The 18,136-nt window shown below is 34.9% G+C and carries 13 protein-coding genes and 3 pseudogenes; 2 read left to right on the plus strand and 14 right to left on the minus strand.

The annotated features are described in order from the left end of the window. Window positions 1-129 precede the first annotated feature (129 nt). Window positions 130-642: pseudogene (locus JNUCC83_RS05990) on the plus strand (IS3 family transposase); the annotation flags it as partial. Between the two features lie 62 nt (window positions 643-704). On the opposite strand, the gene gndA reads toward JNUCC83_RS05990, so the two are convergent. Both gndA and JNUCC83_RS06000 read right to left on the minus strand, forming a co-directional pair. Next, on the minus strand, window positions 705-2,132 hold the full coding sequence (gene gndA, locus JNUCC83_RS05995) for an NADP-dependent phosphogluconate dehydrogenase (protein WP_454459154.1): 1,428 nt from the start codon (window positions 2,130-2,132) through the stop codon (window positions 705-707). A 113-nt stretch (window positions 2,133-2,245) separates the two neighbouring features. Further along, complete coding sequence (locus tag JNUCC83_RS06000; RefSeq protein WP_454459155.1) at window positions 2,246-3,142, minus strand: DMT family transporter; 897 nt, start codon at window positions 3,140-3,142, stop codon at window positions 2,246-2,248. Window positions 3,143-3,336: 194 nt separating this feature from the next. Between JNUCC83_RS06000 and JNUCC83_RS06005 the strand changes: the two genes are divergently transcribed. Then, window positions 3,337-5,019, plus strand: a complete 1,683-nt coding sequence (locus JNUCC83_RS06005) for an IS1182 family transposase (protein ID WP_454459156.1) — start codon at window positions 3,337-3,339, stop codon at window positions 5,017-5,019. On the opposite strand, the gene JNUCC83_RS06010 is transcribed toward JNUCC83_RS06005, so the two are convergent. The 12 genes and pseudogenes from JNUCC83_RS06010 to JNUCC83_RS06065 all read right to left on the minus strand — a co-directional run. Beyond that, window positions 5,009-5,932: a metal ABC transporter substrate-binding protein gene (locus tag JNUCC83_RS06010; RefSeq protein WP_454461336.1), complete on the minus strand. Its 924-nt coding sequence runs from the start codon at window positions 5,930-5,932 to the stop codon at window positions 5,009-5,011. The two genes, JNUCC83_RS06005 and JNUCC83_RS06010, sit on opposite strands and share 11 nt — an antisense overlap. A 142-nt stretch (window positions 5,933-6,074) precedes the next feature. Next, a complete protein-coding gene (gene dnaJ, locus JNUCC83_RS06015) occupies window positions 6,075-7,238 on the minus strand; it encodes a molecular chaperone DnaJ (RefSeq protein ID WP_454459157.1) in 1,164 nt (387 codons plus the stop codon). 142 nt (window positions 7,239-7,380) lie between these two features. Further along, window positions 7,381-9,210, minus strand: a complete 1,830-nt coding sequence (dnaK, locus tag JNUCC83_RS06020; protein WP_454459158.1) for a molecular chaperone DnaK — start codon at window positions 9,208-9,210, stop codon at window positions 7,381-7,383. Window positions 9,211-9,261: 51 nt separating this feature from the next. Beyond that, window positions 9,262-9,834 carry a nucleotide exchange factor GrpE gene (gene grpE / locus JNUCC83_RS06025; protein WP_454459159.1) on the minus strand — a complete coding sequence of 191 codons (573 nt, stop codon included), beginning with the start codon at window positions 9,832-9,834 and terminating at the stop codon, window positions 9,262-9,264. 16 nt (window positions 9,835-9,850) lie between these two features. Then, window positions 9,851-10,897, minus strand: a complete 1,047-nt coding sequence (hrcA, locus tag JNUCC83_RS06030; RefSeq protein ID WP_454459160.1) for a heat-inducible transcriptional repressor HrcA — start codon at window positions 10,895-10,897, stop codon at window positions 9,851-9,853. Window positions 10,898-11,186: 289 nt separating this feature from the next. Further along, window positions 11,187-12,323 carry a radical SAM family heme chaperone HemW gene (hemW, locus tag JNUCC83_RS06035; RefSeq protein ID WP_454459161.1) on the minus strand — a complete coding sequence of 379 codons (1,137 nt, stop codon included), beginning with the start codon at window positions 12,321-12,323 and terminating at the stop codon, window positions 11,187-11,189. A 1-nt stretch (window position 12,324) separates the two neighbouring features. After that, complete coding sequence (locus JNUCC83_RS06040) at window positions 12,325-13,278, minus strand: bifunctional riboflavin kinase/FAD synthetase (RefSeq protein ID WP_454459162.1); 954 nt, start codon at window positions 13,276-13,278, stop codon at window positions 12,325-12,327. Window positions 13,279-13,291: 13 nt separating this feature from the next. Next, window positions 13,292-14,209, minus strand: coding sequence for a tRNA pseudouridine(55) synthase TruB (gene truB, locus JNUCC83_RS06045; RefSeq protein ID WP_454459163.1), 918 nt, complete (start codon window positions 14,207-14,209; stop codon window positions 13,292-13,294). Between the two features lie 117 nt (window positions 14,210-14,326). Then, the gene (locus JNUCC83_RS06050; RefSeq protein ID WP_454459164.1) at window positions 14,327-15,295 is read right to left on the minus strand and encodes a Gfo/Idh/MocA family protein; all 969 of its coding nucleotides are present in this window, start codon (window positions 15,293-15,295) and stop codon (window positions 14,327-14,329) included. A gap of 123 nt (window positions 15,296-15,418) precedes the next feature. Then, complete coding sequence (gene rbfA, locus JNUCC83_RS06055; RefSeq protein ID WP_454459165.1) at window positions 15,419-15,766, minus strand: 30S ribosome-binding factor RbfA; 348 nt, start codon at window positions 15,764-15,766, stop codon at window positions 15,419-15,421. Window positions 15,767-15,796: 30 nt separating this feature from the next. Next, window positions 15,797-17,761 (minus strand): annotated as a pseudogene (infB, locus tag JNUCC83_RS06060) (translation initiation factor IF-2); the annotation flags it as partial. 260 nt (window positions 17,762-18,021) lie between these two features. Further along, a pseudogene (locus JNUCC83_RS06065) lies at window positions 18,022-18,130 on the minus strand (translation initiation factor IF-2 N-terminal domain-containing protein); the annotation flags it as partial. Window positions 18,131-18,136: the final 6 nt, after the last annotated feature.

Genomic DNA, 18,136 nt, shown 5'->3' on the forward strand with positions numbered 1-18,136 from the left:
ATCGGGACAAGAGCTTTATTAAAAATGCCCTCTTATCCTCGAAGATTATCACAGGACGACTCATTGTCAAATTGTCGTTCTATTATTATTTAAAATTACTTACACACTTAACTTGACAAACCCACTACTAATGTAATTGATAGAGACTTTAGTTCAAGTAAGCCACTAGAAAAACTAACAACAGACATCACTTATCTTGATTATGGTCCTAAAAGACTCTATCTTTCTAGCATTATGGATTTGTTTAATGGAGAAATACTTTCTTATACAATAAGTGAAAAACAGGACATATCTTGTGTTTTAGACACACTAAATAAATTACCTAAACTTCCAGATAAATGTATACTTCATTCGGATCAAGGTTCTGTGTATACTTCATATGCTTATTATCACGCAACAAAAGAAAAGAGCATTACCAGAAGTATGTCCCGAAAAGGGACTCCTGCAGATAATGCTCCAATAGAATCGTTTCATTCCATCCTAAAGTCTGAAACGTTCTCATTACACCCAGAGCTTGGAAGCTCTACAATTAGTGTAATTGAAACTGTACAAAATTTCATCAACTATTATAATAAAGAAAGAATTCAACAAAAATACGACTACTTATCTCCAGTTGACTATCGGAAAAAAGTAATCGCATAGGTGTTTTTATTACTGTCTCATTTTAGGGGTTCAGTCCCTAAACTAGTAACTGGTTTTTTTCATTATTTATTTTCTTCGCCATACCAATCATAATGGAACACGCCATCACGGTCTTTACGTTCATATGTATGTGCACCAAAGTAATCTCTTTGTGCTTGGATAATGTTAGCTGGTAAATCTTTTGTACGATAAGAATCATAATAAGAAATAGCTGATGAAAAAGTTGGTACAGGGACACCAGTTTCTACAGCTAACGCTACGACGTCACGCACAGACTGTTGGTATTTTGTAGTAATATCTAAGAAATAATCATCTAAAATTAAATTTTTGATTTCTGGATTGCGTTCATAAGCATCAGTAATTTTTTGTAAGAATTGCGCACGAATGATACATCCTGCTCTAAATATTTTAGCAATATTACCATAGTTTAAGTCCCAACCATATTCTTCACTTGCCATACGCATTTGTGCAAAACCTTGCGCATAACTCATGATTTTGCTGAAGTATAGCGCTTGACGAATTTTTTCTACAAATTCTTTTTTATCACCAGTAAATCCTTTCACTGGAGGTGCTGGGATAATCTCACTTGCGGCTACACGTTCTGTTTTTAAAGCAGAAATATAACGGGCAAATACAGACTCAGTAATAAGTGGTAGTGGTGTACCTAAATCAAGAGCATTTTGACTTGTCCATTTTCCTGTTCCTTTATTCCCAGCTGCATCTAAAATAACATCAACGATTGGCTTACCTGTACCTAAATCATCTTTACGCGTTAAAATATCTGACGTAATTTCAATTAAGTAACTATCAAGTTCCCCGGCATTCCACTCTTTAAAGATATCTGCCACTTCTTCTACAGATAATCCTAGCACGCGAGTTAAAATATCATATGACTCAGCGATTAACTGCATATCTCCGTATTCAATACCATTGTGTACCATTTTTACATAATGACCAGCACCATTTGGGCCAATATAAGTCACACATGGTTCTCCGTCTTCGGCTTTCGCTGCAATTTGTTCAAAGATTGGTGCAACTAATTCATATGCCTCTTTTTGTCCACCAGGCATCATAGAAGGGCCTTTTAATGCTCCCTCTTCACCACCAGAAACTCCTGTACCAATAAAGTTAATACCAGAAGTTGCAAGAGCTTCATTACGACGGATAGTATCTTTAAAATAAGTATTCCCTCCGTCAATTAAAACGTCTCCTTCATCTAAGTATGGAAGCAAACTTTCTATCGTTAAATCAGTTGCTTTCCCTGCTTTAACCATTAATAAAATTCGACGTGGTGTTTCTAAAGAATTAACAAATTCTTCTATCGAATAAGTTGCTACTAAATGTTTGTCAGGATGTTCCTTAATCACTTCTTCTGTTTTTGATGAAGTACGATTAAAAATAGAAACAGTGTACCCTCTGCTTTCAATGTTTAGTGCTAAATTTTTTCCCATGACGGCCATACCGACAACACCAATTTGTTGTTTAGACATACATCTTCCTCCAATTCTTTTTTCAAAAAAGCAATGTTTTGTTAGCTTTATGACATCTTGCTAATAATTATAGCCTATTTTACCTAAAATATAAATAGACTTGATTTTATTCGTTAAACATCACACCTTGATAATAAAAATACCGAAAAAATAATTAAAAACATGCTGATAATTTCAATCGGTTTCAATACCAATCCTAAAAATAAGACAGAAAATAATGCTGAACTTAATGGCTCAAAGGATGTCAGTAAACTTGAAAACTGCGGTGGAATATACTCAGTACTCTTTAATAAACAAATATATGAAAAAACAGTCCCTATAATAGCTATCACCAAAATACCTAGTAGAACACCTGGTGTCATAGTAGGAACATCTCGCCAAACGGGGTGATAAATTTGAAACGCCAAACCGCCAATTAACATTCCCCATCCGATAATTAAGGTTGTCCCATATTTTTCCATTAATTTTCTTGGTTGAATAATATAAAATGCACCCAAAAATGCTGACAACAACCCCCAAAACAACCCCATAGGTGATATCGCCAATTCATTAATATTTCCTTTGGTGACAAGTAAAAAGGTACCTACCAACGAAATACCTATACTGACTAAACTTAATTTATTTGGTAATTCTCGTTTTTCTATAATAAAAAAAATAACTAACAATATCGGTGATAAATATTGTAAAATGGTAGCCGTTGATGCATTGCTTACCTGTATAGCCTTAAAAAAAGAATACTGCAATCCAAGAACACCTAACACACTAAAAATAATCAACTGAATCAATTCTTGTTTATCTTTTAAGGGTGAGAGGCTATCTTTATTTCCTTTTCCAATTTGATACAGTAAAATCAAACAACCAGCAACCATCATTTTTATGCCCACTAACCAACTTGCAGAAATATGTTTTGAAGACATTAAATATTCGGCTACAACGCCTGAAGCCCCCCAAAACACACCTCCCATAATAGCCAGTATCATACCCTTTAACTTACTACTTCCTTTTTTCATGACATACCCTCTCCCATCGCCTTATTTTACAGTGAAAGGGTTTAAAAAAACAATAAAAGAGGCTAACCCAAAAGTCTCTAGAATAAACTAAAAGGAAGAAAATCTTTTTTCGATTTTCTTCCTTTTTTGACGTAAAAAATAGCACTATCCTATATAATTAAAGTGACGAAACCAAATTAAAAGGAGTGCTATTTATGTATAAGAATTATAACACGAAACAGGTTACTTTATCACTGAATTTAGATATTTATTTAGAAGAAAATGATATCGCTTTTGCGATTGATGAATTAGTAGAAAGTATCCCTGTGGATGTGTTCTCAGTTTTTGAGCATCGAATGGGAAGTTCGTCTTATCATCCAAAAATGATGTTGAAGCTTATTCTGTGTGGCTACACTCAATCTATTTTTTCAGGAAGAAAGATAGAAGCTATGTCTAAAGATAGCATTCGTGCCATGTGGTTAACGCAATCACAGACACCTAACTTCAGAACAATTAATCGATTCAGAGTGAACCCACTGGTTCAACCGATACTTCAAGAATGTTTTATTCAATTTAGAAATCAGCTTGTTTCTCAACAATTAATTGATGAAGAAGCTATTTTTATTGATGGAACAAAGTTAGAAGCCAACGCAAATAAATATACCTTCGTTTGGAAAAAGAGCACACAACGTTATGAAGAATCTTTGAGAGAGAAGTCAAAGTCCTATTATCAACAACTTGTGGAAGAGCAAATTATTCCATCTATTTGTTCAGAAGATGATGAGTTAAACACAGAAAATTTAAAACAAATCATTGATGAGTTGGAAATGAAAGTAAGTGATTTAAGTACTAAAATTGAAAATACTTCAGATGTTCAAGAGAGAAAAGAACTTCGTTCTGAGCGTAAAGAGCCTAAAAAAGCATTGAAAGCTTTTTCTAACTTTATCTATAGAAAGAAAAAATATAAAGAACAACATGATATTTATAACGGTAGAAATAGCTACTCTAAAACAGATCATGATGCCACTTTTATGAGAATGAAAGATGACCACATGATGAATGGTCAGTTAAAACCTGGATATAACGTTCAAATTGCAACCAATCATCAATACGTTTTAGCATATGAAACATTTTCAAATCCAACGGATTTTAAAACAATGATTCCTTTCTTAGATACTATCAAGAAATCTTATTTTGACTTACCTAAATACATTGTGGCTGACGCAGGTTATGGTAGTGAAGAAAACTATCAAGCAATTTTAGATGATTTTGAAAGAACTCCATTAATTACTTATACAATGTATCAGAAAGAACACACTAAAAAATACAAACAAAATCCATTTATTCCAGATAACTGGATTTATAATGAATTGGCAGATACTTATATTTGCCCGAATAATAGAGAAGTCAAATTTAGAAATTACTCTACTCGAGTGGATAAATCTGGATTCAAAAGACAACTTAAAATGTATGAATGTGAGTCTTGTTTAAATTGCCCAGTTAGAGCATTATGTACTCGTGCGAAGAGTAGTAAAAATCGAGTGATTCAAAAAAATGGGAATTGGGAATATTTTAAGGCTCATGTAAGAGAGCTTTTGAAAGAGGATGTCACAGGAGAAATATACCGTCAAAGAAAAATAGATGTTGAACCAGCCTTTGGAAATCTGAAGGCTAATTTGGCATTCAATCGATTCTCTGTAAGAGGAAAAGATAAGACTTCACAGGAGCTGGGATTTGTGTTAATGGCACTAAATTTAAGAGAACTGAGAAAAAATAGGAAGAATATTAGTAAGAGATCACGAAAAAACAAGCATTCTGAAATGAGAGGTTTCATTTTGGAATGCTTGTTTTCTGTAAAGAGACTTTTGGGTCAGCCTCTTCCATCGTTTATTTTATAGTTAATTTTAAATGATCTAAATTTGTATACATAACAGACAAATAATCTTCTCCATCATCCATTTGCTTTTGAGTTAAACTTTCTAATGGATTTAACTCTGAAAGTGTCGCTCCGGTAGCACTAGTGATTGTTTCAGCGACTTTTGATGAGGCACTACTTTCAGTATAAATAATCTTGATATTATCTTTTTTCACCAAGTCTTCAATATGTTTTAAGTCTTTAGGCGTTGGCTCTTGATCTGGTGAAATACCAGAAATAGCAACCTGTTTTAACCCATATTGCTTCGCTAAATAAGAGAAGGCAGTGTGTTGTGTAACAAATGTTTTTTGGGAAGCATCTTTTGTCGCATCAACATAAGCTTGATTTAACTCATCTAGTTTTTTAATAAAATCAGCTGATTGTTTTTCATAACTATCTTTATTAGGCGTGTCTACTTCAACTAAACCTTTTGTGATGGTTTCCACTTCTTTTTTTGCTAATACTGGATCTAACCACACGTGTGGGTCTAGTTGATGATTGTGTGAATCTTCTGTTTCATGTTCATCTTCTTCAGAGGCCTCCATTAAATCAATCCCTTGACTTGCTTCAATCACTTTCACTTTTTTGGTATCAATTGATGCCAAAACATCTCTTACCCACGTTTCCATTTCATTTGAATTATAAATAAAAACATCAGCATTTTGAATTTTTGCCAAGTCTTTTGCACTTGGTTCATAATCATGTGGCTCAACACCGGCTTCCGTCAATACAGTCACATCAGCTTTATTTCCTGTTACTTTTTTTGCAAAATCATACATTGGATAAAAAGACGTGACAATATGTAATTTATCGTCATCTTTTTTCTGTTGTGTGGTTTGTTTACCACAAGCAACAAGTAATCCAACTAAAGATAATCCTAAGATTATTTTTGCCATACGCTTCATAAATACAGTCCCTACTTTCTGTTAAATCGTAAACATTACTATCTAATAACACATCATACGTGCTTTGCACAATTTTTTCAAGTAAAAACAAAAAAAGTAAAACAGCAGAACGGTTTTACTTTTTTTATTCACTTTATTTTTTCTTTTTCTTATGATTTTGAGAAAAAGCATCTTTGACTTTATCAAAAAAACCTTCTTCTTGCTCCACTGCAGCTTTTTCACCATTTAACTCTGCAAATTGACGCAATAGTTTCTTTTGGTCTTCTGTTAATTTAGTTGGTGTATCAACCGTCACAGTAACTTGTTGGTCACCATTTCCGTTACCACGAAGTTTTGGCGCACCTTTACCTTTTAATCTAAAGGTTGTTCCTGTTTGAGTGCCTGCTGGAATTTTTAATTTGACGCGACCATGGACAGTAGGTACTTCAATCTCATCACCTAATGTTGCTTGAACAAATGTAATATGATGATCATAATAAATTTCAGAACCATCTCTTTCAAAAATCGGGCTATCTTCTACACTAAAGACAACATATAAATCACCATAAGGTCCACCATTATATCCTGCTTCACCTTGTCCAGAAAGACGCATTTGTTGACCATCTTCAACTCCTGCTGGAACAGTGACTTTAACAGAATGTGATTTAATCATGCGACCAGCACCATGACATGTTTCACATTTTTCTTTGATGATTTTTCCAGTTCCTTGACACTCATCACATGGTTGTTGGCTCATCATACGACCAAGCGGTGTTTGTCTTTCAACATTGATCACACCTGAACCATGACATTTTGGACAGTTCTCTGGATGTGTTCCTGGTTTAGCCCCACTACCGTGACAAGTTGCACACTCATCCTCTCGGTTATAACGAATGTTTTTTTCAAGTCCAAAAACAGCTTCATTAAACGTTAAATCTAATGTGTACTGTAAATCAGAACCCTGTCTTGGCGCATTAGGATTACTTGAACGTCCTCCACCGCCAAAGAATGATTCGAAAATATCTTCAAACCCACCAAAACTACCACCAAAATCTTGGAAGTCTCCACCACCAAAACCACCAGCACCAAAGTTAGGATCAGTACTTGCATGGCCATATTGGTCATAAGCTGCACGTTTTTGTGCGTCACTTAATACCTCAAATGCTTCAGAGACTTCTTTAAATTTTTCTTCAGCATCGGCTTCTTTATTTATGTCTGGATGATATTTTTTGGATAGTTTACGATAGGCTTTTTTTATTTCATCATCTGTTGCTGTTTTAGATACTCCTAAAACCTCATAATAATCTCTTTTGGCCATATATAACTAACCCTCCATTTTTTCTAAAACCTCTAAATTCGTTTAAATCATACCACAATTTAGTCAAATTTAGAATGTTTTCTCGTAATAATCAAGAGAAAAAGCCAAAAGCACAATGCTTTGGCTTTTTTCTTAACTCACATTATTTTTCGTCGTCGTTGATTTCTTCAAAGTCTGCATCAACCACATCATCCGCGCCACTTTGTGCTGCTTCTGGATTTTCTTGTGCTTGTTGTGCTGCTGCTTGTTCATATAATTTAACAGTCAAAGCTTGGACGATTTCATTTAATCCATCACGTTTAGCTTTCATGTCTTCAATATTATTAGCTTCTACAGCTGCTTTTAATTCATCACGAGCATCTTCTGCTTTTTTCACTTCATCAGCATCAACTTTACCTTCTAATTCGCCTAAAGTTTTATCAACTGAGAATAATAAAGCATCGATATCATTACGTAAATCAACTTCTTCTTTACGTTCTTTATCAGCTTCAGCGTTTGCTTCGGCATCTTTCACCATACGTTCAATTTCTTCATCTGTTAAACCTGAAGAAGATTTAATTGTAATAGTTTGTTCTTTTTGAGTGCCTAAATCTTTCGCACTTACGTTAACAATACCGTTTTTATCGATATCAAATGATACTTCGATTTGTGGCACACCACGTGGAGCTGCAGGAATATCTGTCAATTGGAATCTTCCTAATGTTTTGTTGTCAGCTGCCATTGGACGTTCACCTTGTAATACATGGATATCAACGGCTGGTTGGTTGTCTGCTGCTGTTGAGAAGACTTGTGATTTACTTGTTGGGATTGTTGTGTTACGGTCAATTAATTTAGTAAACACGCCACCCATTGTTTCAATACCTAATGATAATGGTGTTACGTCTAATAATACAACGTCTTTCACATCACCTGTGATTACCCCACCTTGAATAGCAGCACCCATCGCTACTACTTCATCAGGGTTAACAGATTTGTTAGGCTCTTTTTGAGTTTCTTTTCTTACTGCTTCAACTACTGCTGGAATACGAGTAGATCCACCAACTAAGATAACTTCATCGATTTCTGAAGTTGAAATACCAGCATCTTTGATTGCTTGGCGAACTGGAATTTTAGTTCTTTCTACTAAGTCAGATGTTAATTCATCAAATTTCGCGCGAGTTAAGTTTAACTCTAAATGAAGTGGTCCAGCTTCTCCAGCTGTAATAAATGGTAAGCTGATTTGAGTGCTTGTTACACCTGATAAATCTTTCTTAGCTTTTTCAGCAGCATCTTTCAAACGTTGAACTGCCATTTTATCTTTAGATAAGTCAATGCCATTTTCTTTTTTGAATTCTTCTACTAAGTAGTCAATGATTTTTTCGTCAAAGTCATCCCCACCTAAGTTGTTGTCACCTGCAGTTGATAATACATCAAATACGCCATCACCTAGTTCAAGGATAGATACGTCAAATGTACCACCACCTAAGTCAAACACTAATACTTTTTCGTCACGGTCAGTTTTATCTAAACCATAAGCTAAAGCTGCTGCAGTTGGTTCGTTAACAATACGTTCTACTTCTAAACCAGCGATTTTACCAGCATCTTTAGTTGCTTGACGTTGTGCATCGTTAAAGTAAGCAGGAACTGTAATAACTGCTTTATCCACTTTTTCTCCTAAATAATCTTCAGCAAACCCTTTGATGTATTGTAAAATCATCGCTGAAACTTCTTGTGGAGTATATGTTTTTCCTTCAACTTCTACTTTATATCCAGGTTCACCCATATGACGTTTAATAGAAGAAATTGTATTTGGGTTTGTTACTGCTTGACGCTTAGCAACTTCACCTACTTGGATTTCTCCATTTTTAAATGATACAACAGATGGTGTTGTACGGTTACCTTCTGGGTTAGTAATAATTTTTGCTTCTCCACCTTCTAATACAGCTACTGCAGAGTTTGTTGTTCCTAAGTCAATACCAATTATTTTACTCATATTAAAGATCTCCTTTGTCTAATTAATTTATTTTTAAAAGTTAAATGTATATTATTGTGTCACAACCACCATTGCAGGTCGTAAAATACGTTCATGTAAAACATAACCTTTTTGCAACACTTGAACAATCACATCAGAATCTTGTCCATCTTCAGCTGGAACAGTTTGAACTGCTTGATGTAAATTAGGATCAAACGGTTCTCCTTCAGCTTTAATCTCTTCGATTCCTGACTCTTTAAAAGCATGTAACATACTTTCTCGAACCATCTCGATTCCTTTTTTCATTGCTTCACCATGCTCATCACTCACTTCAATCGCTAACGCACGATCTAAGTTATCTAGGGCTGGTAGTAATTCTTTTGCTAGTTCTTGCGCTCGATATCTAGATGCCTCTTCGCGTTCTTTTTTATGTCGATTTCGCATATTAGCAATCTCAGCTTGAGCTCTTAAGAACTGATCTTCCATCTTATCCAAATCTTCTTGAAGTTTTTCTTCGATAGATTCTTCAGAGTCTGTTTCTTCTATTATTTCTTCTGTTTCAACAGCATCATTATTTTCTACCGTTGCTTCGTTGTCTTTTTTTTCTTCCTCAACTACGTTATCAACTGATTCATCTTTTTTCACTTATGTCAGTCTCCTTTCACTCTCCACTATTTTCCAAATGTCGATAATATGTTTCTAGATGTCTAGAAAGCTCATCCGTCAAAACATCCATTACTCCTAACAGTTTCGAATAGGACATGTTAGCAGGTCCTAAAACAGCTACTAAACCTTTACCTCGTTGAAAAACATCGTATGACCCTGTAACTAAACTCATGTTTTGTAACAAGTCATTGTTTAGTTCCTCTCCAATCTTAATATCAATTTTCCCCGTTGTATCAGAGATAAGTAACTCCGTTAATTTGTCTGTATCACTGATAAGAGAATAAACTGATTGAAACTCGTTTGGGTTTGTTATAGCTTCAGAACTAAGTAGGTTCATTCCGCCACCAACATAGATTTGTTCATCAAATGCTTGATTAAACACATCTTCAAACAAGAACAAGATGTTACTTGAATTACTAAAGTAACGTTGGAGTACCAAAGGAATCTCTGTTCGAAGTTTGTGGTAAACTGTCAAAAGTGTCTCTCCCAACAATCGATCATTGATTATTCGAATCATTTTTTCGATATCTTCAGTTGATACTGAGTGTGGAATTGAAAACACTTGACTCTCAACATATCCTTCATCAATCACAATAATCGCCATCAACTGCCTAGCATTTAATGGTACAATTTGAAACCCTGTCAGTCGTCTTTCTTTTACTTCAGGTCCTAGTGAAAAAGCAGTATAGCTAGTCAACTCTGATAAAATATTAGCCGACCACTCAATAATCTCATTTGTAGCATTAAATTTTCGATTAAATAATCGTCTGATATGTTGAACATCAGTAGAACTTATCGTACTTGCGTCCATCAAATGATCGACATAATAACGATACCCTTGCATTGAGGGGATTCTACCAGAAGACGTGTGCATTTTTTGAATAAGACCAAAATCTTCCAATTTCGATAACTCATTTCGAATCGTTGCTGAACTAACAGTAATCCCATTATTCATCAAGGTCTTCGATCCTACAGGTTGTCCTGTTTCAGTATAGAGTTGAACTAACAATTGCAAGATGTGTTCTTGTCTACTACTCAACATGCGAATCACCTTCCTTATTAGCACTCATTTCTATTAAGTGCTAACTACATTATCAAATATATCAAGGATTATTTTTTTTGTCAACTAAAAGCACCTCTTTTTTAGCACTCTTTTCAATCGAGTGCTAATTTTTATTTAATAACGATAAAATACTTGATGTATAAAGGATTTGTCTTCATTATCCTACAAAAATAAGAAGATTATCACAAACAATTGTCACTTTATTTTGTCAAAAAAAAGAGAATAACAAAAAAACAGCCTAATTTTTTCACTTTAGACTGTTTTAATCTTATTTTTCTAGTAAAAACTTCTCAAAAACATCATTTCCTAAAATTAACCCTTTATCTGTTAACGACATAAATGAGTCTTTCACTTGTAACATCCCATCATCCATTAACTGTGTAGCAATCTCACCATAAACCGTTTCAAACGTCTGATTAAATTTCTCCTCAAAACGTTCCAAAGACACGCCTTGTTTTTTACGAAGCCCTAAAAACATCTCTTCTTCCATTTGATGTTTGATGGTTAGATTTTCCGTTGTTATAGTTGGTAGCTTATCTTCTCTTAATGGTTCTAGGTAATGTTGGATAGGCCCGTGATTTTTATAGCGAATATTCCCTAAATAACCACTGGCTCCTGCGCCTAGACCATAGTAGTGTTCATTATTCCAATAAACCAAGTTGTGACGACTTTCTTTTCCAGGCTCACAAAAATTACTCACTTCATAATGGTGCTTTCCTGCTAACGTCATCCGCTCAATTGCACGCTCAAACATATCTCCTTCGACATCAATGCCAGGCAGATGAAGTCGGCCTTGTCTTGCCCAATTATAAAACATCGTCTTATTTTCTAAGATAAGAGAATACATTGAATAGTGAGGTAAGTCTAATCCCAATGCTTTATCTAATGTGTCTTCAAAACTTTCCATCGTTTGGTTTGGCAAGGCATAAATTAAATCAATACTCACATTAGAAAAATCCGCTTTTTCTAATAAATTCATCGTATCAAAAACGTCTTGAGCAGAATGTTTTCGTCCAATTTTTTTTAGTAACCTGTCATCAAAGGTTTGAACTCCCATTGATAACCGGTTCACCCCATGCGTTTGGAGTACTTTAATCTTATCAAGTGTCAAATCACCAGGATTGGCCTCAACGGTAAACTCATCATTTGGGTCAAAGGGGAGTAAATCTTTTATCCCACTCAACAATCTATCTAGTTGTTTGGCTGATAAAGAAGTCGGGGTCCCACCACCTATGTAGATGGTCTCTGTTTTATCAGATGGGTAAGTTTGCTGGGTGAGTTTAATCTCTTTTAGTAACGCTTCAATGTATTCATCCACAGGTTGCCCTTCAATAAACACTTTATTAAAGTCACAATAAAAACAAATATGCTCACAAAAAGGAATGTGGATATAAGCAGACGTCATATTATACTAGTCCTCCTACTTGTTTGAAATACTTCCTTGTGTCTTCTTCATCTTGTGTTAGTTGCGCGATTAATCCTTCTACGTTGTCAAATTTTTTCTCGCCACGTAAAAAATGTAACCATTCAACACTCACTTGTTCACCATAAATGTCATCAGAAAAATCTAAAATATTGACCTCTATTGTCATTGGTCGATTACTTTCAAATGTGATATTATAGCCTATTTGAGCCATTCCCATATACCATTTGTTTGCTACTTTGATTCTCACAACATAAACACCGCCTGTTGGTAATAAAGCAAACGATGGAACTTTTATATTAGCAGTTGGGTATCCTAACAATCTACCACGTTTATCACCATGAACCACAATCCCAGTTGTCTCATATGCATAACCCAGTAATTTATTGGCTGCACGCATGTCGCCAATTTTCATACATTCTCGAATAGCCGTAGAACTCACTTTTTCTTCATTGTCACTTAATTTTTCAACTTCTACTACCTCGAATCGGTTATTAGCATACTCTGGTAATATGCGCATATTAGCCACATCTTTTTTACCGTATGTATAATCAAATCCAGCAACAACAACTTTAGCATGTAAGCCAACCATGTACTCATCGACAAAAGCTTGTGGTGAAAGGTTGGCAAAAGAAGACGTAAATTCAATGACATATAAATAATCCACGCCAAGTTGTCTCATACGTTCTTCTTTTTGTTCTATTGTCGTGATATATTTCATTTTTTTATGATCAATCTTTTGAAACACCACAGCTGGATGGTGATTAAATGTCATCACTGCTAGTTTAAGATGTTTCTTATCAGCTATCTGTTTAGCTGTTTTAATGACTTCCTGATGTCCTCTATGTACTCCATCAAAAAAACCTAAAGCTAGAACCACCTCATCTTTAGGTAATTTATTTGGATCATAGGGATGGTGTATATTGATAATTTGCATATTTTGTACTCCTTTAATCGTTTCGTATTACTTTAATTGGTTTAAACATCCCTGGTTTACTTGGGTGTTTGCCATATAAACTAACTAATCGTTCATCAAAAAATAACGCAATAAGTTGTTCGCTATCATAATCTGAAAAAAATGATGTCGGCATAACTAAACCATTTTTTATTAGTTGGTATTCTTCTAAAGTTAAATTCTTTCTTTGAAAAGATTCAACTGCTCGTTCAAGCGGATAAAAAATATCTAAACTTTGATTGTTTTCAACCTTTTCTTTAATTTGTTCTAACGTGATGGCTTCTTTAGCAGTAAATCCTCCACTTGATAATCTTGTTAAATCAGACATGTGCGCTGCATACCCTAATTTTTCACCTGTATCTACAGCTAACGTTCTGACATAGGTTCCTTTGCCACAATCAACTTCAAAGCGCCAAGATTGTATTTGCTCTCTCTCTGAAAATTCAGGTTGAGTGATGCGTTTGTATTGATGAATAACGGTTTGCCTGACAGGACGTTCAACGGTTTCACCTTTTCTAGCGTAGTCATATAATCTTCTACCGTTCACTTTTACTGCAGAATACATAGGAGGAATTTGTTTAATCTCACCAATCATCGACTGCATTGCTTCGTCTATTTTACTATCAGCTAAAGGAGACACTAAAGGCGTTTTCTCTACCACTTCTCCACTCGCATCTTCTGTTTCTGTTGAAAAACCTAATGTAATTTCACCTACATAAACTTTGTGAGATTCTTGCAAATACTCGACAACTTTGGTCGCTTTTCCAACACAAATTGGTAACACCCCATCAACATCTGGATCTAGCGTACCACTATGACCAACTTTTTTAGTTTTTAATATTTTTCGTAACTGGAAGACACAATCATGACTTGTCATGCCTCGTGGTTTCCATAGAGGAATAATTCCTTCCATTCATCTTCTCCTACTCTTTACATGATTTCCTAAATATTATAGCATACTTACTTGCGTAAAAAAGGTAAAAGGATTTTAAGCCAACAAAAAAAGGAGGTCTCCCTCCTTTTGATTTGATTAAGATAATTCCCATCCCCACTCGCGTCTCATACCATCCATTAATCCGATGACGCGTTGAGTAACTTCTCGGCAATCTGGTACATGACCCAAATCAGCTTCACTTGCCAAATGATTTAACATGTCCATCTCATAAGTGAAGATATCTCTATCATTTCCGTCTTCAATGACTTGAGTTGTTCCATTATTGTAGAATATTTCAGCTGTAGTTGCTCTTGGAAAATCATCAATTTTTAGATAACCTTCATCACCTGTAATTAAAATTTGTTTTGGTAATTTCCCTCTAAATGACAAGGTCACACTAGCTAACTCATTATTAGCTGTTTTTAAAACTGTCACAGATTTTTCATCAACACCACTTGGAGCCATTACAACCTCAGATGAGACTAACTCAATATCTGTTCCTAAAAGATATACCGCTGCAGATAGACCATATGGCCCAATATCAAATAAAGCCCCACCGCCTTTTTCTAATGAAAAGAAGCGATTATTAACATCATATTCTTTACAGCTACCAAACGTAATATTAGCTGCACTAATTTTTCCTAAAGTATTTTCCTTTAGAAAGCGACTAACTTCATGAAACATTGGCATGTAGAATAACGTGACTGCTTCTAAGATAACAACATGATGTTTTTTAGCTAATGCAAACAATTCATTTGCTTCTTCCGATGTTAACACCATCACCTTTTCACATAAGACATGTTTTCCTTTTTCAATCGCTTTTTTTGCATAATCATAATGTGTTTGATTAGGTGTAGCGATATAAACACACTCTAGTTGGTCATCATCCAAAAATTCATTGTAATCAGTATACCCGTTATGAAGATTATGTGTTTCTCTAAATGTGCGTAAAGATCTTTCGTTTCGATTGTACACTGAGTGAATGGTATATTTTGACGTATCGATTTGTGTCACAAACTCCGTAGCAATCACACCAGTACCTACTATTCCAATATTTTTTATCAATCGAATCGCCTCCTAATTATTCTTCTTTTAGTGTATCATAATTCTTTTTTTAGCGTTAATGATAGCCTATAATGGTTAACAAAATTAAAAAGGCTAGAGAAAACTATTCCCTAACCTTTTTAATTAATCTTTATTTAGACCTCTTAATAGTTCATCAATGTGATTACCATATTCAACTGATTCATCTCTAGTAAACGTTATTTCTGGTGTTTTATAGATGCTTAATCTATGACCCAGTTCACGACGAATCAAACCTGTCGCTTTGTCTAACCCTTCTTGAGCTTTTTGTTTATCAGATGCTTTATCACTTAATAAACTATAAAAAATAGTTGCTTCTTGTAAATCACCTGTGACTTTTACGTCAGTAATACTTACATCTTGTACACGTGGATCACGTACTTTTTTATGTAAAATATCGTTCACTTCTTTTAAAATTTCTTGAGCGACACGACGATCTCGGTAATTTGCCATAATACTTATCCTCCTCAAATGAATGAGCGATTATTTTTTAACTTCTTCCATGATGAATCCTTCAATGACGTCATCAACTTTTACGTCATTATAATTTTCTAATGTTACACCACACTCAAATCCCATCTTAACTTCTTTAGCATCATCTTTAAAACGTTTCAAGCTTGCTAAGTTTCCTTCATGAATTACAATGCCATCACGAATCAAACGAATGCCACAATCACGACGAATAAATCCTTCTGTGACGTAACAACCTGCAATCGTCCCAACTTTAGATACATTGTAAGTTTCACGAACTTGCATTTGTCCTGTAATTTTTTCAACAAACTCAGGATCTAGCATACCTTTCATGGCTGTTTCGATTTCTTCAATTACTTTATAGATGATTCTATGTAAACGAATATCGACTTGTTCTTGTTCTGCTTGGGTACGAGCTTGCGGTGTAGGTCGCACGTTAAATCCAACGATAATCGCATTACTTGCTGAAGCAAGTGTGATATCACTTTCGTTAATCGCTCCAACTGCTGAATGGACGATTTTAACACGTACACCTTCAACATCTATTTTAGTCAAACTAGCAGCTAAGGCTTCAGCAGAACCTTGAACGTCCGCTTTAATAATAACATTAACTTCTTTCATTTCGCCATCTTTAAGACTTTCAAATAAGTTGTCTAATGTCACACGTTGGCTCACTTGACGTTGCTCTAATAATGCACGTTTTGCTCTTTCTTCACCGGCAGCACGAGCAGTTTTTTCATCTTCAAAGGTAACAAATCTGTCACCAGCTTGAGGAACATCATTTAATCCCGTAATCTCTACTGGTGTTGCTGGTCCAGCTGTTTTATCACGACGACCAATATCATTTGTCATCACACGCACACGTCCATGTGTGTTACCAACGACAATAGGATCTTGAACATGTAGTGTTCCTTGTTGTACTAATAATGTGACAACAGGTCCCTTACTTTTATCTAAACGAGCTTCTATAACCGTACCGATAGCGCGTTGCGTTGGATCAGCTTTTAAATCTTCGACTTCTGAAACAAGTAAGACCATTTCAAGAAGTTCATCGATGTTATCACCAAATTTAGCAGAAATTGGTACAAAGATGGTATCTCCACCCCATGATTCAGGAATCAAGCCGTATTCACTTAATTCTTGCATTACACGGTCTGGGTTAGCTGTTGGCTTGTCAATTTTATTCACTGCTACAATGATAGGTACTTCAGCTGCTTTAGCATGGTTAATAGCTTCCACTGTTTGAGGCATGACACCATCATCTGCTGCTACAACTAAAATCGTAATATCAGTAATACTTGCTCCACGCGCACGCATACTTGTAAACGCCGCATGTCCTGGTGTATCTAAGAAAGTAATTGGTTTGCCATCGATATCAATTTGGTAAGCACCAATATGTTGGGTAATTCCACCAGCTTCTCCAGAAGTTACTTTTGCGTTTCTTAATGTATCTAACAATGTTGTTTTCCCGTGGTCAACATGTCCCATAACTGTTACAACAGGTGGACGACTTACCAATTTATCTGGATCAACCACATCTGGTTCAAAGAATTTGTCGATATCTGCTACATCTTCTTGAACTTTTTCTTCAGCTTCAATACCATAATCTGTCGCTAATAATTCAATAGTATCTTTATCTAATGCTTGATTTTGATTTACCATAACGCCTAAAAGGAATAATTTTTTAATAATTTCTGCTGGTTCACGGTAAATTTTCTTCGCAATATCAGCCACGTTCATACCTTCAGTGTATACTAACACTTCTGGTAATTCTTTAAACTTACGTGGTGGAACAGCTGGTTTATTAGATGTTTGCTGTTTACCTTTACGATTATTACGTCGCTTATTATTTTTGTTATAGCGATTATTTTGATTGCCTTGATAAGGACGATTCCCATTATTGTTACGGTTTCCGCCTTTATTTTGGTTATTATTGTTTCCAGTTGAATTATTGTTACGATTTTGTTGATTTGTTGTATTTCCAGCTGGTTTTTTTGTTGCACTTGCTGATGTGTTTTGATTGTTATTTGGTTTATTCGTTGGTTGTTGTTTGTTTTGGTTCTGTTTATTCACTCGATTACCCTTACTGTTATCATTATTTTCTGATTTTTTGTCAGAATGATTATTTTTTTGAACTGGTTTTTGGCCAGTTTTATGATTATTGTTATTAGTTTGTCCCTTAGCTTTTGAAGGTGCTAATAGGTGTTTTACTTTATCAATGTCCGAATCATTTAATGAACTCATATGATTTTTTACATCCACACCTGCGGACTGAGCTTTTTCTACGATATCTTTACTTGGAACATTTAGTTCTTTTGCTAATTCATATACGCGTTTTTTACTCATTCTCTC

The sequence above is a fragment of the Vagococcus sp. JNUCC 83 genome, assembly GCF_053667615.1.